This window comes from Rhizobium sp. CB3090 (assembly GCF_029714285.1).
Lineage (GTDB): Bacteria > Pseudomonadota > Alphaproteobacteria > Rhizobiales > Rhizobiaceae > Rhizobium.
This window is the reverse complement of record NZ_CP121664.1, coordinates 108,455-125,744: the sequence shown is the minus strand read 5'-3', so window position 1 is coordinate 125,744 and position 17,290 is coordinate 108,455. Positions and strand designations below refer to the sequence as shown.

At 54.3% G+C, this 17,290-nt stretch carries 14 protein-coding genes and 1 pseudogene; 8 read left to right on the top strand and 7 right to left on the bottom strand.

Annotated elements, in window-relative coordinates:
• Positions 1 to 96: 96 nt before the first annotated feature.
• A complete protein-coding gene (locus QA646_RS27450) occupies positions 97 to 402 on the bottom strand; it encodes a DUF982 domain-containing protein (RefSeq protein ID WP_283060907.1) in 306 nt (101 codons plus the stop codon).
• Between the two features lie 480 nt (positions 403 to 882).
• Positions 883 to 1,341: a phasin gene (locus tag QA646_RS27445; RefSeq protein WP_283060906.1), complete on the bottom strand. Its 459-nt coding sequence runs from the start codon at positions 1,339 to 1,341 to the stop codon at positions 883 to 885.
• A 659-nt stretch (positions 1,342 to 2,000) separates the two neighbouring features.
• Between QA646_RS27445 and QA646_RS27440 the strand changes: the two genes are divergently transcribed.
• The 3 genes from QA646_RS27440 (at position 2,001) to QA646_RS27430 (ending at position 5,014) form a co-directional block, all read left to right on the top strand.
• Positions 2,001 to 2,756, top strand: a complete 756-nt coding sequence (locus QA646_RS27440) for an aquaporin (protein WP_283060905.1) — start codon at positions 2,001 to 2,003, stop codon at positions 2,754 to 2,756.
• Between the two features lie 564 nt (positions 2,757 to 3,320).
• Positions 3,321 to 3,911 (top strand): NodA family N-acyltransferase, encoded by a 591-nt coding sequence (locus tag QA646_RS27435; RefSeq protein WP_283060904.1) that lies wholly within the window; start codon positions 3,321 to 3,323, stop codon positions 3,909 to 3,911.
• Positions 3,912 to 4,024: 113 nt separating this feature from the next.
• On the top strand, positions 4,025 to 5,014 hold the full coding sequence (locus QA646_RS27430; protein ID WP_283060903.1) for a LysR family transcriptional regulator: 990 nt from the start codon (positions 4,025 to 4,027) through the stop codon (positions 5,012 to 5,014).
• 277 nt (positions 5,015 to 5,291) lie between these two features.
• Here the strand turns inward: QA646_RS27430 and QA646_RS27425 are convergent, their stop codons facing one another.
• On the bottom strand, positions 5,292 to 6,200 hold the full coding sequence (locus QA646_RS27425) for a glycoside hydrolase (RefSeq protein WP_349254281.1): 909 nt from the start codon (positions 6,198 to 6,200) through the stop codon (positions 5,292 to 5,294).
• A gap of 1,329 nt (positions 6,201 to 7,529) precedes the next feature.
• Here QA646_RS27425 and QA646_RS27420 point away from each other — a divergent pair.
• The 3 genes from QA646_RS27420 (at position 7,530) to QA646_RS27410 (ending at position 10,586) form a co-directional block, all read left to right on the top strand.
• Positions 7,530 to 8,642, top strand: coding sequence for a histidinol-phosphate transaminase (locus QA646_RS27420; protein ID WP_283060901.1), 1,113 nt, complete (start codon positions 7,530 to 7,532; stop codon positions 8,640 to 8,642).
• 214 nt (positions 8,643 to 8,856) lie between these two features.
• The gene (locus QA646_RS27415) at positions 8,857 to 9,885 is read left to right on the top strand and encodes an LLM class flavin-dependent oxidoreductase (RefSeq protein WP_283060900.1); all 1,029 of its coding nucleotides are present in this window, start codon (positions 8,857 to 8,859) and stop codon (positions 9,883 to 9,885) included.
• Between the two features lie 287 nt (positions 9,886 to 10,172).
• Positions 10,173 to 10,586: a DUF4168 domain-containing protein gene (locus tag QA646_RS27410; protein WP_283060899.1), complete on the top strand. Its 414-nt coding sequence runs from the start codon at positions 10,173 to 10,175 to the stop codon at positions 10,584 to 10,586.
• A gap of 529 nt (positions 10,587 to 11,115) precedes the next feature.
• Here the strand turns inward: QA646_RS27410 and QA646_RS27405 are convergent.
• Positions 11,116 to 12,090: a LysR family transcriptional regulator gene (locus QA646_RS27405; RefSeq protein WP_283060898.1), complete on the bottom strand. Its 975-nt coding sequence runs from the start codon at positions 12,088 to 12,090 to the stop codon at positions 11,116 to 11,118.
• 218 nt (positions 12,091 to 12,308) lie between these two features.
• Between QA646_RS27405 and QA646_RS27400 the strand changes: the two are divergent.
• Positions 12,309 to 12,714, top strand: a pseudogene (locus QA646_RS27400) (transposase); the annotation flags it as partial.
• Between the two features lie 111 nt (positions 12,715 to 12,825).
• Here QA646_RS27400 and QA646_RS27395 read toward each other — a convergent pair.
• Positions 12,826 to 13,746, bottom strand: coding sequence for a sterol desaturase family protein (locus QA646_RS27395; protein ID WP_283060897.1), 921 nt, complete (start codon positions 13,744 to 13,746; stop codon positions 12,826 to 12,828).
• Between the two features lie 535 nt (positions 13,747 to 14,281).
• Here QA646_RS27395 and QA646_RS27390 point away from each other — a divergent pair.
• Complete coding sequence (locus tag QA646_RS27390; RefSeq protein WP_283060896.1) at positions 14,282 to 14,755, top strand: hypothetical protein; 474 nt, start codon at positions 14,282 to 14,284, stop codon at positions 14,753 to 14,755.
• A gap of 247 nt (positions 14,756 to 15,002) precedes the next feature.
• On the opposite strand, the gene QA646_RS27385 is transcribed toward QA646_RS27390, so the two are convergent.
• Positions 15,003 to 16,016, bottom strand: a complete 1,014-nt coding sequence (locus tag QA646_RS27385) for an AraC family transcriptional regulator (protein ID WP_283061015.1) — start codon at positions 16,014 to 16,016, stop codon at positions 15,003 to 15,005.
• Between the two features lie 604 nt (positions 16,017 to 16,620).
• Positions 16,621 to 17,025: a DoxX family protein gene (locus QA646_RS27380; RefSeq protein ID WP_283060895.1), complete on the bottom strand. Its 405-nt coding sequence runs from the start codon at positions 17,023 to 17,025 to the stop codon at positions 16,621 to 16,623.
• Between the last annotated feature and the right edge of the window lie 265 nt (positions 17,026 to 17,290).

The following is a 17,290-nucleotide window of genomic DNA, read 5'->3' as shown; positions in this document are numbered from 1 at the left end:
AACGGCCGCACGGCTCGTGGAACGCCGATCGACAATGAGTCCGAATTCGTGGCCCTCGTCGCAAGTCCCGCCTTAAGCGACGCGGGACCATCCAAATCATTGCACGAGAGCCCGCCGAGGGGTTCGCCCCGCGTGGGCGTTCGGCTTGGCTTTCAAAGGGGCCGCCATGCCGGCTTCGAGGCAAGCGGCCATGAATGCCTCTCGTGCAACGACGGCGGCTACGGCGCCATTAAGGGCACCGCGACAGGTCTTAATGGCACGCTGATGGCGTTCGCCATAACGCAATGGCCATTCGTTTTCGAGAAAATCCAAGGCGTCGTAAACGCCCGCAAACGTCCGCTCAAGACCGCACTGCAGTCGGATAGTGACCAGACGAGTCCAGGAAACATCGGTTGTCGGCATCCTATTCCTCCTTTCCTTTCCAACGTCACCTGTGGTCATCAACAAATATTGGAATAACTTCCGAGCGTTCAAGTGTCGCGACGACGCAAAGCCGCATTGACCGAGCCAGCAGGGGCAACTCTCAAGCCAAACGGGTCGCAAACGCCGCTTATTAGGATGCGACGCGATACCGTGAAATCTTGGCGCGGCCGCCGGCAATAATCGCAAAGCCTTTTTCTAATTTGCGTGGTCCAGCCAACCAACCGCTCGTTTGCTAAGATCGCGCCTACTGACAATCGCAGAGGAGAGTCGCCACTACCATCTTCCACCGCCCCTTCGCAGTCTGAGCCTCCTTAGACCCTCCAAACGAAGCTTGGATCATGATCCGTCGATTGATGAAATCGCGAACAAAATGGATCGTAGGGTACCGCTCGTCTTCCTTCTAATTAAGGGCGGAGTGTACAACAGGTCCCATAGGCGTTGTTGCAGTGGCCAGCCAATTTATGCCGGTCTGAGGTCCGCCAAAAATTTGTCAAAAGCATTGTTGATCGGCTTAGCGATCTCCGCCACCGCCTTGCTCGCCAGCGCCCGGAATTCCTTGGCGTTCTCGATGCTGGTGTCTACGCGCTTGTGCAGGAACGCCGATTGCAGTTCGAAGACTTGTGACGGCGAATTCGCGCCCAGCAACGCTTGCAAATGCGAGAAACCGGCCACCGCATTAGCCTGCAACGCGGCGACAGACTTAAGCGACAATTCGTAACTGACTAGTGTTGCGGTTTCGAAGATCGGAGTGAGCACTTTCTGTGCCTCTTCAGCGCTCGAGGCGAATTTAAAGAAAGCTTCGGTCAACTGCTTGTTCCCCTTTTCGACGGATGCCCCGATTTGATCGGCCACCTTGAGGGGCGATGATGCTGAATTTTCGATTGTTTCAAAGGACCTTTCTGAAACCTTGGTGGTCATAGCGTTTTCCTTCTCACGTTTTGATGGGTTGCTAGGCACGGCGATATTCTTGAAAAATCTGACGCTGAGAGTATCGCCTGCCCTTTGTACATGCACGAATGCAGAACTCGGTTTGACGGCGTTTTTCAGAATCCGGATCCGAGAGAGTCCGAAATTGGCTCCAGTACCCGCCTGGTTTTGGAAACCGGTCCTATCCTTGGCTGCGTCTTGCCGCCTAAGGACGAGTACGTGCAAACTCGATGCCAACTATGCACACGCTTTCAAAAGGTCCTTCCAGAAGCGCATATCTCCAGACTGCAGCGCGTCTGCTATGTCGTTCATTGTCGGACTCAAGACATTTTTGGACGCAAAGACAGAGCGACCATCAGTCTGATCGCTTTGCCGTAAAACCATTTTTTTGTTTGGCACGAAACTTGTGTGCCTGTAGCGGACGCCGGGAGCAAGCCGCAGCAAAGGCTCCGGTTCTGATCTCGGCTGGTCGTCGCAAAATTTGAAGTCAATGACAGAGGGCGCACATCCTGAACCGGACGATGGATCCTGCGGGTGTCAAAGGGTTCTGGCGAACACCGCATAGATAACCTGTCAAAAATCCCGGCCGGGGGCGAGAATGTCGAGGATGGCAACGACTATGCGTGGGGATGCAATCAACGGAGTTAAGGATGAATAAATATTTTTGCGAATTGCTAGGGACCTTTGCGCTCGTTTTCTTCGGCTGCGGCACACTCCTCTTTATGCGTTCGGAGGCAGGCCCCCTTGGTGTTGCTCTTGCCTTCGGGATGACAGTGGTAGCGATGGCCTGCGCGATTGGTCCAGTATCAGGCGCTCATCTCAATCCCGCCGTCAGCCTCGGTTTTCTCGTTTCCCGGCGGTTTGGACTGTGGGAATTCGTCGCGTATGTCTTGGCTCAAAGTGCGGGCGCTATCGCAGCAGCAGGCACACTCTACGTTATAGCAATGGACAAAGTCGGCGGTTACAACATCGCGGTAGAAGGTTTCGCTCAAAACGGCTGGGGAGCCTATGGGGCAAGATCTGCGTTCCTGTTTGAGTTCATCTCCACGTTTCTGTTCGTGACGGTATTTCTCAAAAGCACGGCCGAGGATGGCTCGGGCACTGTAGCAGGTTTTGCGATTGGTCTTACCCTCGTTGCGATCCATCTGGCCGGCATTACGGTTTCGGGTTCTTCTGTAAACCCTGCACGGTCGCTCGGCCCAGCACTCTTCGCAGGGGAGACGGCGCGCGCTCAACTCTGGCTTTACATAATTGCACCAATGCTCGGTGCCGTCGCGGCGGGCCTTCTGCAACTCAGTGAAGTTCTCGCGTTTCGACCAACAAGCAATCCGCTGAAGCGCAACGGCACCACTCTTGCGGGGCGAAGTAGAGCTGATGCAGTTCGCCACTTCCGGTCCCGCCCCTGATCCAGATTTGAACGCACCTCACGTCCCTTTGACCGCCAAGCGCCCTGCCCCCGAGCCATTACATTTGGGGCTACATGTCAATTGGTTTCTCCCCGTCGATAGTCACCTAAGCTGCTTCCAATTTCGCCTTTAAAGGCGCGCGATCAATCTTCTTTCACAAGAAGAAAATCAGACGGCGGCCATGATCTGAAAAACATGGGTCCAGACCCTAGTCCGACGGCCGAAAACAGACCTCAGATCGATATTGCGGCCGATGCTCCTGCAAGGAATTCCTCCGAAAGTGGTACGGCTTCGCCTATGTGAATATTCCACTGAACATTATGAATGCTGCTCATAGTTCCATGAAGAAAAGCCATTTCAGTTTTGGTTTGCCTCATGATATTGGCCGCTGGGGTCAAGGAATATCGCCTTCGCCCCGGCACGATAGGACGAAGAGCGTGAGCCTGGGCGGAAAAGCCATCGGGCCGTACGTATGCTGATATACAACCTGCGCTTGAGGCTAGAGACATAAATTATAACCTTAAGCCGCACATCGTCCGGCCAACGGCAAAAAAGAGGTCTTTTATGCGCGCAGACGTGCAGTGGAAATTGTGCTGGGAAAATGAGTTGCAACTCTCCGATCATGTCGAACTCGCTGAGTTCTTTCGAAAGACCTACGGGCCGACTGGGGCTTTTAACGCAAAGCCGTTCCAAGGCAGTCAAAGCTGGGCCGGCGCACGACCTGAGCTTCGTGCGATCGCGTACGACTCGATCGGTGTTGCGGCCCATCTGGGCTTACTGCGCCGCTTCATCAAAATTGACGGGGTCGATCTTTTGGTGGCTGAACTGGGTTTATATGGAGTGCGCCCGGATCTTGAGGGGCTCGGCATCGCCCATTCGATCCAGGTGATGCTTCCAACATTGCAGAAGTTTCAAGTTCCATTCGCCTTCGGTACGGTTCGGCCGGAGCTGCGAAAACACATTGAAAGATTTGGCCGACACAGTCCGCTGACGGTTGTGTCGCAGGTGAGCGTGCGATCCACGCTGCCACACGCGCGTATCGACTTGCCGCCCACCCGTGTCGAGGATCCGCTTGTCATCATTCTGCCTATTGGACAGCCCATCTCCGCCTGGCCCCCCGGTACGATGATCGACCGGAACGGACCGGAGTTATGACCTATCTCGACTGCTTGCGGAAGTGCATAGACTCCTCGTGGAGCTCAAGGTCCCAAGCGCAATATGGTCCGGCGATCGGCAGAATCGTGCCGGCCACCCTCGGATGAAGAGATATGCGGTTCAATGGCCTTGATCTCAATCTTCTGGTTGCGCTCGACGCCCTGATGAGCGAGCGTAATCTGACGGCGGCGGCGCGCAGCATCAACCTGAGCCAACCGGCCATGAGCGCGGCCGTCGCCCGGCTGCGCACCTTCTTCCAAGATGAGCTGTTTACCATAGCTGGGCGCGAATTTATCCCCACACCTAGGGCAGAAAGCCTGGCGCCCGCGGTGCGCGATGCTCTGCTCCATGTTCAGCTCTCCATTATTTCCAGAGAGCCGTTTGACCCCGCCCAATCGGATCGTCGCTTCAAGGTTATCCTTTCCGATTACGTCGCGCTGGTATTTTTCGAGAAAGTCGTAGAGCGCGCGGCGCGGGAAGCTCCTGCCGTCAGCTTCGAATTTCGGCCCCCGGGCGACGACAATGAGGATTTACTCCGGCGCGGCGACGTCGATCTTCTCATTTTGCCGGAAATGTTCGCGTCGAAGGCCCAGCCCCGAGCAAGGCTGTTCGATGATGTCCACGTGTGCGTAGGCTGCACCTCGAACAAGCAACTGGCAGAGCCACTCACATTCGAGAAATACATGTCGATGGGACACGTTGTGGTCAAGTTCGGGAATGTCCGTAGGCCTGGCATCGAGGAATGGTATTTGCTCGAATATGGTCACAAGAGACGCATCGACGTCGTCGTACATGGCTACAGCATGATTCCGCCGATGGTTTCGGGCAACGAACGTATAGGAACCATGCCCCTACGGCTGGCACATCATTTCGCAAAAACGATACCTTTGCAAATCGTTGAGCTTCCGCTGCCACTACTCCTTCCGTTCACCGAAGCCGTACAATGGCCCGCTCTGCACAATAGTGATCCGGCAAGCCTATGGATACGCGAACTCATATTCAAGGAGGCGTCCCGCATGATTTCGCCGCTTGCCGCGGCCGAGCCCCATATTACCCGGATTAGCACCAGCCCTGTCCGGCCAACTTCCAATCAGCGAACTTGATATCGGCCGGAAAAGTCATCTAGCTTGCCCTTCAGTTTAAGATTTACACTAGCCGATTTCAGGGCTCGACCCCCGCGGCGATAACCGGTGGCAAGATTAGTTTGCGTCCGGCCGCAGCAGAATAGCATGTATGCTCCAGTTGAACGGAAATTCGTATTGCAGCGCTCCGATAGACAAGAAGGACGAGCAGCCATAACTCGGGTCGCGATTGCGATTGCGATTGCGGTTGCAGGCAGAAGGCGCAGCGGCCGTTATCGAGGCCGATCGACGTTAGCTGTTACTTTGCCGAATGCCGGTAAAACACATCCGCCAGAATGTGGTGATCATGACGGTAGACTTCAGCCATGATATTGTAGAGTTCTGGATCGTGAACCTCGAAGTCGTCTGATGTGGCAACGGTGAGTTCACCATGGCTGTAAGCCATATTCGTATTGAACCAGAACCGCGTGCCTTCGGCCCAATACTCATCGACGGTGTTCTCCATATACGACCGCGCCCAGAGTCCTTTCTCGCGGGCGTGGAAATAGGCTTTTTCAACTCGTGCAACGAGATCAGGATCCACCGTGCGAAGCGCGTTGAAGATATTATGTGAGAATTCGTGAACAAGAATGTTTCCTCCGTAATACCGCGTGCCGGGCACGCCCATCAAATTTTCCACGGCCCCCGTCGTGTAGAGCCCGCCCATGCCGCGCGCCCTTTGGGCCCAGTATTCCTGGGCAGTCATCTTGGCAATCGTGCTGGCGTAATTTCGCCGTTCGTCTGGGGTAAGGCGCGGATCATCGAGCGCCGGCTTCTGCCAATCCCGCTGCTCGGGAATGTCAGTCGTCGTCTCGTCAATTGCCATGATGCCGACCCGCGCCCCAGCCCGGATTAATGCATCGCGGACATCACGACGTTCTGACAACATGTAGAGGACAATGTCACGTGCGATCAACAGTGCCGTGTCTGGAACCTTTTCGGATGAGATAATGGGTATGCCCGCTGCGTCAGCATATTTGGCATAAAACGGATCCAGGCCGAGTGATGGCGGTGGGCTGCGAACTATGAAAGTATCGAAATTGGATATATCAGCCATCGACAATGTCGACGCAGATAAACCATTCTCAGTGCCGCCGAGTCCCCCTGCGGATGCAGCAAGAAGATATCCACCGCACAGGACCATCCCCATCGAGCATACGTGAATCATCATGACCTTTCCTTAAGCATTGTCTTCCTGAAACGCGACGCAACAGCCGTGCCAAATACCAAGAAAGAACCGACGGATATATTTATCGACGATAGTCTGCGGTGGTGAGCATTTGCGCGGCATACGCCTTTGTCCAAAGGATAAGGCGGATTGTGACATGCGGCTGGAGACAACATGCTTCTCGACGTTGGGACCCTGCTCGCAGCGGCGCTTACATCAACATATGTCATTCGCGCCGGAGGTCAGGCTTGCTTTAGAAAAGCGCGCGCTTCGATGGTCCGGCCCCTTCCTCGAACACCCGGTCCAGCCGGTCGGTCTCCTCGCCAGCGCCGCCAAAGGTGCCAACACCATCGAGCGGAGCCGGCCGGAGATGACCTAATTCGACGATAAGATAATCCTCCAGTGAAAACAGTGAGGTAGGGCCAACATCAGTCTCAGAGGTAGAGTGTCGAGGCGATCATGGTTTGAATATTGCCGTATCGAAGAGGCCTTGAGCCGAGGAGCCCTCATGAGCCAGGGGCGGCAGTCTATTGCATTACCGCGACTGACGCCGCCTTGGACAGCCGCGGGCACGAACCGACGTGACCTGCCGCGCTGGTCGATGGATTTCGCCGCTTTGAGGCGAAGCGTGCCGGAACCATCCGACATTTGGATGAGTCCTATTAAATCAATCGATTTTCCCAATGGGCCGATCAAGAGTAAACAGGCGATGAAGTGCTCCACCGAACGTGGTCCGACAATGCTAATCAGTGGTGGTACACATGACGATAAGCCTCCTCGGCAGTGATGTCCCCATTGATCCCAAGGGCGATGGTCGGCTCGGCGGCGGCGGTATGAGCAGATCAGGATGCCTGATACGCCGATCGACGGTATCAATCTCGCTCTTATGGCCGTCTTTGAGGTCTCGATCGAGACCGCAGCTCTCAGTTTATAATTTCATTCTCCAGGAGGCCCCGCATGAAGATTTCCGTGGTGATCAGCCAAGCGAGTTGCACGTCGCCGCCAGTCCCGACGCTGTCGATCTCGCCTGCCGTTCCGTCACTTGTCTTTTTACGCTGTGGGCCGGTTTAGCCGCATTCGAAAACGGCGGGGGCGAGCTGCCAGCATTGGCCCCTGAGATCGCACCGTGAGAGGCGATTGGTCCAAAGGCGCCGCTCTTATTTCGAAGGCTTGGGCAAATTGCGGTTTTAGACGGTCAGCGGTGCGTGGCGATCTGCGGACAGGATGATCGTTGCTGCCCTCGACGAAGCGGAACGAAGCCACATTGGCTTCAGCTGGGACCGCCGATCACGTGCTAGCGGGTTCGACTAACTGAAACGGAGAAAAAATATGTCTGATGCAAAACTGCAAGGCGTGCTTTCCGCTCTTTCGCAGACGGTGAAACAGCTAGACGCTATTCCGTCCAAACAGCCGGCTCCGGAGGCCAATTGCATTAAGCTGGACACGAATGAGAATCCATTTCCGTTGCCAATGCTGGTGATGCGAAGCGCGATTGCCGCGCTCAAACGGCATTATCTTTATCCCGAAGATGATAACCGCTGCTTGCGGGAAGCGGCCGCCCATGCGTATGGCCTCTCCTGCGATCAGGTGATCGCCGGCAATGGATCGTCGGAACTGCTGGGGCTCATCTACAGGGCTTTCCTTGCCCCGGGTGACAGCGTGGCGATGATGTCGCCAGGTTTTTCGTTCAATCGCAAACTGGCCATGTTACAGGGTGCTCGATTTCTCGAAATCGGATGGGGCAAATCTTATTCGTTGCCCACAGAGCAGTTGCTTCTCGGTCCCGCAAAGGATGCAAAGTTCATCCTGCTGGCCAATCCGAATAACCCGAGCGGAACCTTTGTACCGATAGCCGAGATCGACAGGCTCGCCGCGCAATCCGACCGATTGATAGTGTTGGATGAGGCGTATGTCGATTTTGCGCCCGACGATGCTCTACGACTTATTAATCGCCATTCGAACCTGCTGGTCTTAAGAACATTTTCTAAAAGCTACGCCGCCGCCGGTATTCGCATTGGTTTCGGCTTGGGTCATCCTGAACTTGTCGGAAGGTTACGCAATAGCCAAAATCTCTTCAATATGAACCTTATCGCCCACGCGATCGGTGCTAGTATCCTCTCGCACCGCGCCGCCTACGCCGAGAACCACAAACATATCAAAGATGAAAGACACCGAACGACGGCTACCCTCTCTAAACTTGGATTTTCGGTGACCCCCTCTCATGCCAATTTCCTACTTGCTCGCGTACCAGCTGGGCAAAACGGCACATGGTGGCAAGCATCGTTGAGAAGACAGAAGATACTTGTGGCCGTCTTTCCCGATGACGGCTTGGAAAATTATATTCGCGTAAGCATCGGTTCAAAAACCCAAATGGATGCATTCCTTTCAGCCGCCGCTGACATTTCTGAAAGCCTGAAGATGCAGCCGGTCAAGCACGGCTAATTTTCGTTTTTTACCCACACTATAAAGACAGCCAAGGCTGCCTGGCCGATACCGGGATCTCCGCACCAAATTAGGTCGACACCACCCGTATCTGCGATTTGCACTGGCCGTAGTGCTTTTGGATGGCCTGGTCCTGGAGAACCATGGCTGGAGCATAGACCGGCCTCTTGATCGCTTGAATCGATATCTTTCGTCAAACATTGGAGACAATCGAATGGGAAATGCCGTTCCTTCTAATCTGACCTTCGGCATCTTCGATCATCTGGACGACAACGGCTGCGACATAGCCCAGCAATACTCAGATCGCCTAAGGTTAGCCGAAGCGTGCGACGGCCTTGGTTTTTATGCTTATCACCTTGCTGAGCACCACTGTACTCCGCATGGGAGAGGGCCATCGCCAAATTTGTTTTTATCGAGCGTCGCACAGCGTACGCGTTGGATTCGCATCGGGCCACTCGTCATGCTGCTGCCCCTTTATCATCCGCTGCGGGCTTTTGAAGAAATCTGTATGCTGGACCAATTGAGCGGCGGCAGAGTTGAGGTCGGGATTGGACGCGGTTCTCTCCCGATCGAATTGAGTTATTTCGGGATGTGTGCTGACGCGGCACCAGGCTGCTATGCGGAAGCCAGTGAAATTCTTGTTAATGCAATGAGAGGCGGCACGCTATCCCATAAGGGCCAGCATTTTGAGCTGAGCAGCATACCACTGACACTAAGACCTCATCAAAGGCCGCATCCACCGATGTGGATTGCCACAGGTAGACCCGAGTCGGCCCGCTGGGCCGCGGCGAATGGCGCAAACATCGCGTGCCTTGGACCGTCTTCTTCTGTCCGCAGAATTACTGATGCCTTCCGCGCCCATCGAAAAGAGAACACGGGCGAAGATGATCAATCATCATTTCGTGGATTGCTTCGCATGATCGTGATTGGGCGTTCTGATCGCGATGCCTGTGTGCTCGCAGCGTCGGCCTACGAACACTGGCTCACCAGCTTTAAATTTCTTTACGAGCTAAATGACCTGCAGACTCCACCAAACCTGCCGCTGACTTTCGACGAGGCAGTTGAGAATGAGTTATGCGTCGCAGGGTCGGCGGCGTCGGTGAGGCAAACGTTACAGAACCAGATAGAAGAGGCAGGCGCCAACTACCTTCTTTGTCAACTTGCATTTGGGACCCTGCCGCTGGACGCTTCCCTTTACACCGCAGCCACCATTCAATCCGAATTTATGACTCGTCTTGACTGATGCGCCTTGGAGCCCGAGCGACATCTTCCTACGCCGTGCTGGTCGCCCCATTGGATGCGAGATGTCAAGCAACAATCCTCGCCGTCGCATCCGGTTAATATGCTAATGATGACAACGTTCTCGGCAAATGGCCCTCCATAGTCAGCAGATCGCCTCGCGATTGTCCTACGGCAAGCGTTGAAGGCCAAATCGCCGAATCCCCGTCAACCGTTGCCGGCTATATCGCCGCTGTTGGCTTTACGGTGGGAAAGAAGCGTTGTCCCCGCACTACATGAGAGGAATTTAAAATGATCGATCGTCACATCTCTGCCGCCTCATTGACAGTTGCAGTTTTGGGCTTGATATTTCTCAGCAATCCTGCGTTGGCGCAGCAAGCGGCGCAACCCGCCCAAGCACAACCAAATGGCAATGGTGTGGCTGCGGCCATTAGTGACGAAAAGATCGAAGCTTTTACCGTCGCGTATCTCCAGGTCGACAAGATCAGGCAGGAGTACGCGACCAAGATCGAGGCGGCGGCGGATGAGACAGCGAAGCAAGAGCTACGGAGCGAGGCGCGGAAACAGATGATACAAGCCGTTCAGACCTCTCCCAATATTTCGGTGGACGAATACAACGCAATTCTGGCGGCTGCACAGAAGGATCCTGTTCTCGTTAAGAAAGTTCAGGAGAAACTGCAGAAACCCGCGCCCGCACAGCAGTGAGCAACGCCACCATTACCAACCAAATCGATCACTCACCATTGGCTGCGCTGATGCTACAATCTTGCCGCGGCATTAACCAGGGTTCTTCATGGCGATGTCCGCGACATTGATTCAACTGGGCAGTGAGCACGTCAAACTGATACTCTGCGGCAAATTGCCGGCGGCCAACTCACCATACGAGCGATGGACTCCATCATCTACTCTTCGGCCGCGCGTGTGCATTATCCGGATCTGCTAATGGAGCTCAAAGTGCCACTGTCCAATAGACCATTCCAGTTGAAGCTCGCGCGGCCATGTCGCATCTCCCACATCGTTGGGCGAAAGACAGACCGGTAAAAATCGAGGTCATTGGATGAGAGATGATCGCCCGCGGCTGCCCGCTGAACTGACATCCCCAGTGTTAACCTAATTCCATATCGTCAAAGCAGTCGCCGAGACCGTGTGGGTACGGACAAGCTTACCGGCAGCATTAACGCACGGCGGGCCTATGGCAGCCATATAACCGCCATGGCAAGATGAAGTTTTCGGATCACAGGTGCGCCGGACAACGTTCGTGTTGGTTTGGGTTGCTGAGGGGCGCGGTCATGCCAATTGGCGAACCCATACGGGCCGCCTCCTCAAACAGCATTTCGCGCATCCAGACGCTTCCCGGATCACTATCGTGCAGTTCATGCCATTGAACGGCTTCAGTGAACGGAAGGTGGCGTGGCAGCGGAAGCTCGAGGATGCGCAGCGGCATTGTTCTTGCGAAATGCTGCGCGAGCCGCAAGGGCATGGTTCCTATGCGCTCGTTGCCTAAAACCATGGATGGAATCATGCTGAAGCCATGTAGGACGACGTCGATACGTCTCTCGCGACCGTACTCAAGCAGGCACGATTCCTCGAGGCCGGGCCTCCGTGTATAGAACTTGGCCACAACGTGCCCCATCGACATGTATCTCTCGAATGTGAGTGGCTCTTCCAGTTGCTTGTTCGAGGTGCAGCCTACGCACACATGGACATCATCGAACAGTCTCGCTTGGGGATGGGCGTTTGACATAAATAATTCCGGCAGAATGAAAAGATCGACGTCGCCGCGCCGAAGAAGGTCCTCATTGTCATCGCCGGGGGGAAGAAATTCGAAGCTGATGCCGGGAGCTTCTCGCGCGACACGCTCCGCAATCCTTTCGAAAAACACGAGTGTGACGTAATCGGAAAGCACAATTTTGAAGCGGCGATCCGACCGAGCCGGGTCAAACGGCTCCCTGGAAATAATGGAGAGCTGAATCTGCAGCAGAGCCTCGCGCACCGCGGGCGCGATACCTTCCGCCCGCCGGGTGGGGATAAATTCGCGGCCGGCCATCGTAAATAGCTCATCTTCGAAATAGGTGCGCAATCGGGCGACGGCAGCGCTCATGGCCGGTTGGCTCAGGTTGATGCTGCGCGCCGCCGCCGTCAAATTACGCTCGCTCATCAGGGCGTCGAGCGCGACTAGGAGATTTAGGTCAAGGCCATTGAACCGCATGTCTTATCTATCCACAGCGTGTATGTACGCCATCCAAACCTATCAGTACTCCTCATTAGTAATACAAATTGACGTTTTCACAGCGCAAAGACGCCCTATGGAAACTTTCTTCGCAAATTGCATATTGAGCGGGAAATTGAATATGGCGGAGCATGTAGTGGCCCCATAAATCCCCGGACACGATCTCCCACTTAAGTGTGAGGAGTAATGTGCCCATTATGATTAGTCACAATCCGAAGATAGAAGTCCTGTCCGGCCCTGAGCGCCGCCGTCGCTGGTCGACAGCGGAAAAGCTGGCGATAGTCCAAGAGACGTACGAGCCTGATGTCACGGTCAGCATCGTTGCTCGACGTCATGGCATTCAGCCGAACCAGTTATTCGCCTGGCGCAAGCTTGCAGCGCAGGGTGCGCTGACTGCCACCGCATCGCAGGAAGAGGTCATCCCGGCATCCGAATACAGGGCGCTTCAAAACCAGGTGAAAGAGCTGCAGCGCCTCCTCGGCAAGAAGACGATGGAAGGCGAAATCCTCAAGGAAGCGATCGAGATAGCATCAGGATCAAAAAAACACCTGTTGCGCTCGCTCTCGTTGCAGAGGGTGGTTCGCGATGACGGCAGTGTGCGAGATCGCGGCATCGCCGCCGTTGAGTACGGGGAAGATGCTCTTGCCAGGCATATGCATAATCCATCAAGGCTTGTCGCCAACAGGTATTAGATCAGACCCAGCTCTTTGAACCTTAAGCTGCGGAACTGCTATCCGGACGAACAGGTCCATCTCTTTCCGCTGCGTTCAATCCGCCAGCCTCAACTCCCGGCCTACCATTTCCAACCTTAGCTCTGATCCAACGTCGCTTATCAAACGGAAACATAAAATAGTCACGTACAGTGAGCGGTTCAGGCTGATCTCGGAGACCAACTTGCGGCCACTCCTCCTTTTTTGGCCAATATGCCGTGCGGAAAACCGTGTCCCATACGGTGGTAAAGAACCCATAGTTTCGATGCCGATGATGCGGTTCCATCGAGTGGTGGATGCGGTGGAATTTGTTGTCGCCGATAATGTATCGGAACGGCCCAAGGTTGACACGTGTGCTGGAGTGAGAAAGGTGGGCCTGAAAGGTAATCAGCGTCATGGCAACGACGGGCACGACGCCTGATTCAAAGTTAATCAGCGTAAGCGGTAGGGTGACAAACAATGCGTATACAAATGGCTCGGTAAGATGATGGTTGCAATTCCACGCCGACAGTTCACGAATTGAGTGATGGGTAGCATGCAGGCGCCACAGAAACGGAACGGCATGTTGAGCGCGATGCATCCAGTAATAAAAGAAGTCACCGGCTATTGCGACGAGCACACCTGAAAGGATGGCGAGGCCCGTGTTAATGATTGGATTGTTAGAGTGAAGCAAGGCACCAAAATCGACCGTCAGGAGCGGCTTAATCCCTAACAATTTCAAACCCACCGCGTACAAGTGCCATATTACGGCGCCGCATCCAATGCGAATAATCCAATTCCGCACGCCGCGAACGTACGAGGCAAAACTATATCGATAAGCCGGAAAGATCACTTCGAGTACGACGCATATGGTAGCGAATATCGCAACTAGCGTGAACGATTTCACGAAGAACTGGGCCATCTCCTCAAAATCGAGAACGTGCATTAGATTGCTCCGACGAATTGGCGTACGACGTAATTGCCCTATGCGATATAGGCAGCGATTGAAAATCTATTGTTTGGATAACACCAATTCGTTTTGCAAATGGCTCTTGCCAAATCCACGGTCCAACTCGAATTAAAGCGGTAGAACTGGTTCTGCCACTCGGGGGCCGTCCATCTGCGAAGATATCAGGGGCCCCGGTAAAAAAGTCGACTAGCAGAAACCGCGCGACAGGGGACCGCCTGGTCTTTTTGAAAGCAGGCGGTATTCCAATCTTCGCAAGGCAAAGAGCGAACGCCTTTTACGCACGGTTTTACCGGTTCTGGTTCGCGGCGCCTCCCGCACGATCAATCGGCCAAGCCAGACGGGCGCACGATTCCATTCAACGATAAGCCTAGCAGCGTCGACAGACACTGTACGCTGATTTCGTGCCTATACGTTGTGTCCGCTAGATTCTTACTTGGCATGAATTGTGCAATTCAGCGCGTGTGGACTGAGTCTCAACCAACTCATCACTCTACCAATCAAGGAGAGTCTAATGGCTACGCCCATTAAGCAATTAACTAACCAGGTCGACGACAATCCCGGGCCGAGATATCAACCGCCATGGGAATTCCTATCGATCGACACGAATACGGGCGTGGGCGGAAAGTACATCTACATCGGCTACACCTTAGGCGAAGAGAATCCGGTGACGTCGGTCGACTTTGTCGCCTACAGTCAAGCGCAAGCGAACCCTCCCTCTGGTTGGAGTTGGACCGGACAAGATTTGAAACAAGGCGCAGGCGGAAAGTTCATCTACATGGTCTGGAAAAACGGCGAACCTGGCAAACAGCCCATCACAGCTCTCCAGTTACTCGTGACCGGCCAGTCCTCACCCCCGCATATCGCCGGCTATCAGGCGATCAACCAAGACCTGAACCAGGGGGCCGGGGGACCGTATATCTGGCCATATTACAGCACGACCGTCCCGCTTCAGACCAAGGAGGAGACTGTGCTCATCAAAGCATAGCCCATTCAAAAGCGCCATGACGATCAAGGAACCCTGTGGTCCGCGACTTGCGCATTCAGCACAAATTTGAACATGCGCGTGGTAGACCTGGGGCCTTGGCGGCTCTGCGACCTGATTTTTGTCACTCACTGACGGGAGTTCCAACGCTGTGGAACGATGGCAAGAATGAAGAAGGCTGGGGTGAACAGCACAATCGTTTCGCGTTCAGAAGCAATCGGTCATCCCATTTGCGGGCAATCTTTTTTCGTCAGGAGGCTCTAAAATAACGCAACCCACAAGCGCGCTTTCTTGTTTCAGACGGATTTTCTCCATAGTGCGCCCGATAAACTGCGGAAAACCTCCCGAACTGAAAGAATCCCCATTTCAGGCAGATATCTTTCAAAAGCATACGGTTCTCTGGATCTAGCAGGTCCTCCCGTGCTGCCCGCAATCGAAGCATCTGTAGATATACTGCGGGTGTCGTGTCCTTAAAAGCGCGGAAACCAGCTTCGAGTGCTCGGGTGGAAACACCCGCTGCTTCCGCCACCATCGGCATTGTAATCGGCTCATTGATATTGGCGCGCATGAACTCGATCCCACGTCGAACATGCCTTGGAGCGATCATGTTGGGTTGCTTATCCAGCAGATGCAATAGCCGATGAGGCACCATCCTTATTACCACATCGGCGAGCGCCTGCGTGATATGTGCTATCGCTATAGGAGACTGCAAAAGCGGACCATTATCGCGTATTCCGTCGATGATTGTTTCCGTGAGATTGCCGATCGTCCGGCCAACTGACGTGGACAGATCCAGCTCAGGCAAGAGGTCGAGGGAGCCATTGAACGGCAAGTCGAAAGTTTCGCCGATAGTCCGTTGGAATAAGGACCAATCAAGCACCAACTCATCTATCAGATTGGATTGCCCGTGCATTACGATGCCGTCAGGCTCGAAATTCCTATAAAGAAGAAGTTTTCCCTGTCCAGCCTCGGCGGTGCGCGAACCGTATGTAACCCCCATGCCGCCGCTGCGCGGCACTACGATCGATAGATGCTCCGTTGCACCAGAACACCATTCCGCGCGGAACTGAAATCCATCCTGATGGGCGCCGGTAATCAATACGGCGCTTTCACAAGCCGAAAGATCAATCCCCCAATGGAAGTCTTGGGAGCGACTGACGAGCTCAGCGTCGAATGTGCCGAATACTCCCGTAAGGGTTTCGATCATGCTATCGAACGTAGAGCCGCGATATCGAAAAACGGCATTGGCGCTGTTTTCCATTATGTGTTCTCCAGGTGCCAGCGAGATCGTTCCTGCCGGTTCATACAAGATCACCTCTCGGATTTCATGGAGGTTGCGTTCAACCAATTTTTTACTCGAGACCTCCAGTGACGAGGCGGTTGTTTCCCTTCCAACACCTACGCCAATATTGGCAGGCACGAAATCCGCCTTCGCTATCTTTTGTCAGTTCTTCGCCTCTTGGGCGTGGACTAAATCAGCTAGCTGATTACGAGCACAGCAGTAAACAGTGCCAGCAGAGCGAACATGCTTTTCTGATAAAGTTGCCTCTATAAGCATCCGCCGGTCACGCATTTCACCTCGCTCGCGGTTATTATTGTCGACCTAATGTCGTATATTTTTATGTCCCCAGGCAATCGACCTTGTCAACCGGGAAATGTCGATAGACGCGCGCTATCGCCGATGAGGTTCGACTTGCAAGAGAGCTCTGATTAAGGAAGGCGGCTTCTTTATGTCAGTCGTTAGTTACTCTTCCGCATGTTTGCTGACCAAATGTACGGTGACTTCCCGACTTCGGACCCAAAGCTGCAAGTCACCAATGGCTGTTTCCGGACATATGACTCATCAAGCTGTAGTGTCGAAGGGTCGCTCATATTCGTTTCATCCATGCGTCAACACTCCACGCCCCGGGTCCTGTAAACGCCAGATAGAGGAATATGAAGCAAAACAGGATCGTATCATCGCCGTCGACAAGCATGGGAAAGACGCCCTTGCCCGAGAAATGGCTGGTCCAGTAGCCGAGGGCCATTTGCGCTGACAAAAGGAACGCGACCGGTCTGGTCAGGAGGCCAGTCAGCACAGCCAGGCCACCGAATACCTCCCGAAGGCCAAAAATCAGCATCAGAGTGGATAAATTACCTCCGTCCCCTGCTCCGCCCATGCCAAATGCGGGGACGCCGACCAGCTTTAGGGCGCCGTGTTCAATGAGCAGCAGCGCGGTAACGATTCTGAGGACAGCAAGTGCCGTCCGCGCGCGTTTTGAAACAACCTCCAAAGGCGTCTCCAGTTTTCCAGTTGTCTCGTCGTAAATTCCGGTCGATCGGCACTCGCATCAGCGGCGGCGGGATAGTTGGAAATGAATCTGCGTTGATCGAATCGCGCAAATTCCGTGCCAAGAGAATTGTCGCGAGACGCTCGGAGAGGTTTTCCGAGGGGGGAAGAGGGATTTGCGCTTGATACAACCGGGTTTTGTCGTCGGGATCCGCCGCCAAAAAAGCACGCGTCATCCGTGCGATCCTGTACTCGAAACAGATCCCAAA

Excerpts from the sequence above, each read along its gene's own strand:
- QA646_RS27395 (WP_283060897.1), bottom strand. The coding sequence starts at position 13,746 with ATGCACGTTCTCGATTTTGAGGAGATGGCCCAGTTCTTCGTGAAATCG.
- QA646_RS27410 (WP_283060899.1), top strand. The coding sequence starts at position 10,173 with ATGATCGATCGTCACATCTCTGCCGCCTCATTGACAGTTGCAGTTTTG.
- QA646_RS27415 (WP_283060900.1), top strand. The coding sequence starts at position 8,857 with ATGGGAAATGCCGTTCCTTCTAATCTGACCTTCGGCATCTTCGATCAT.
- QA646_RS27440 (WP_283060905.1), top strand. The coding sequence starts at position 2,001 with ATGAATAAATATTTTTGCGAATTGCTAGGGACCTTTGCGCTCGTTTTC.
- QA646_RS27430 (WP_283060903.1), top strand. The coding sequence starts at position 4,025 with ATGCGGTTCAATGGCCTTGATCTCAATCTTCTGGTTGCGCTCGACGCC.
- QA646_RS27450 (WP_283060907.1), bottom strand. The coding sequence starts at position 402 with ATGCCGACAACCGATGTTTCCTGGACTCGTCTGGTCACTATCCGACTG.
- QA646_RS27425 (WP_349254281.1), bottom strand. The coding sequence starts at position 6,200 with ATGATTCACGTATGCTCGATGGGGATGGTCCTGTGCGGTGGATATCTT.
- QA646_RS27405 (WP_283060898.1), bottom strand. The coding sequence starts at position 12,090 with ATGCGGTTCAATGGCCTTGACCTAAATCTCCTAGTCGCGCTCGACGCC.
- QA646_RS27420 (WP_283060901.1), top strand. The coding sequence starts at position 7,530 with ATGTCTGATGCAAAACTGCAAGGCGTGCTTTCCGCTCTTTCGCAGACG.
- QA646_RS27445 (WP_283060906.1), bottom strand. The coding sequence starts at position 1,341 with ATGACCACCAAGGTTTCAGAAAGGTCCTTTGAAACAATCGAAAATTCA.
- QA646_RS27435 (WP_283060904.1), top strand. The coding sequence starts at position 3,321 with ATGCGCGCAGACGTGCAGTGGAAATTGTGCTGGGAAAATGAGTTGCAA.
- QA646_RS27390 (WP_283060896.1), top strand. The coding sequence starts at position 14,282 with ATGGCTACGCCCATTAAGCAATTAACTAACCAGGTCGACGACAATCCC.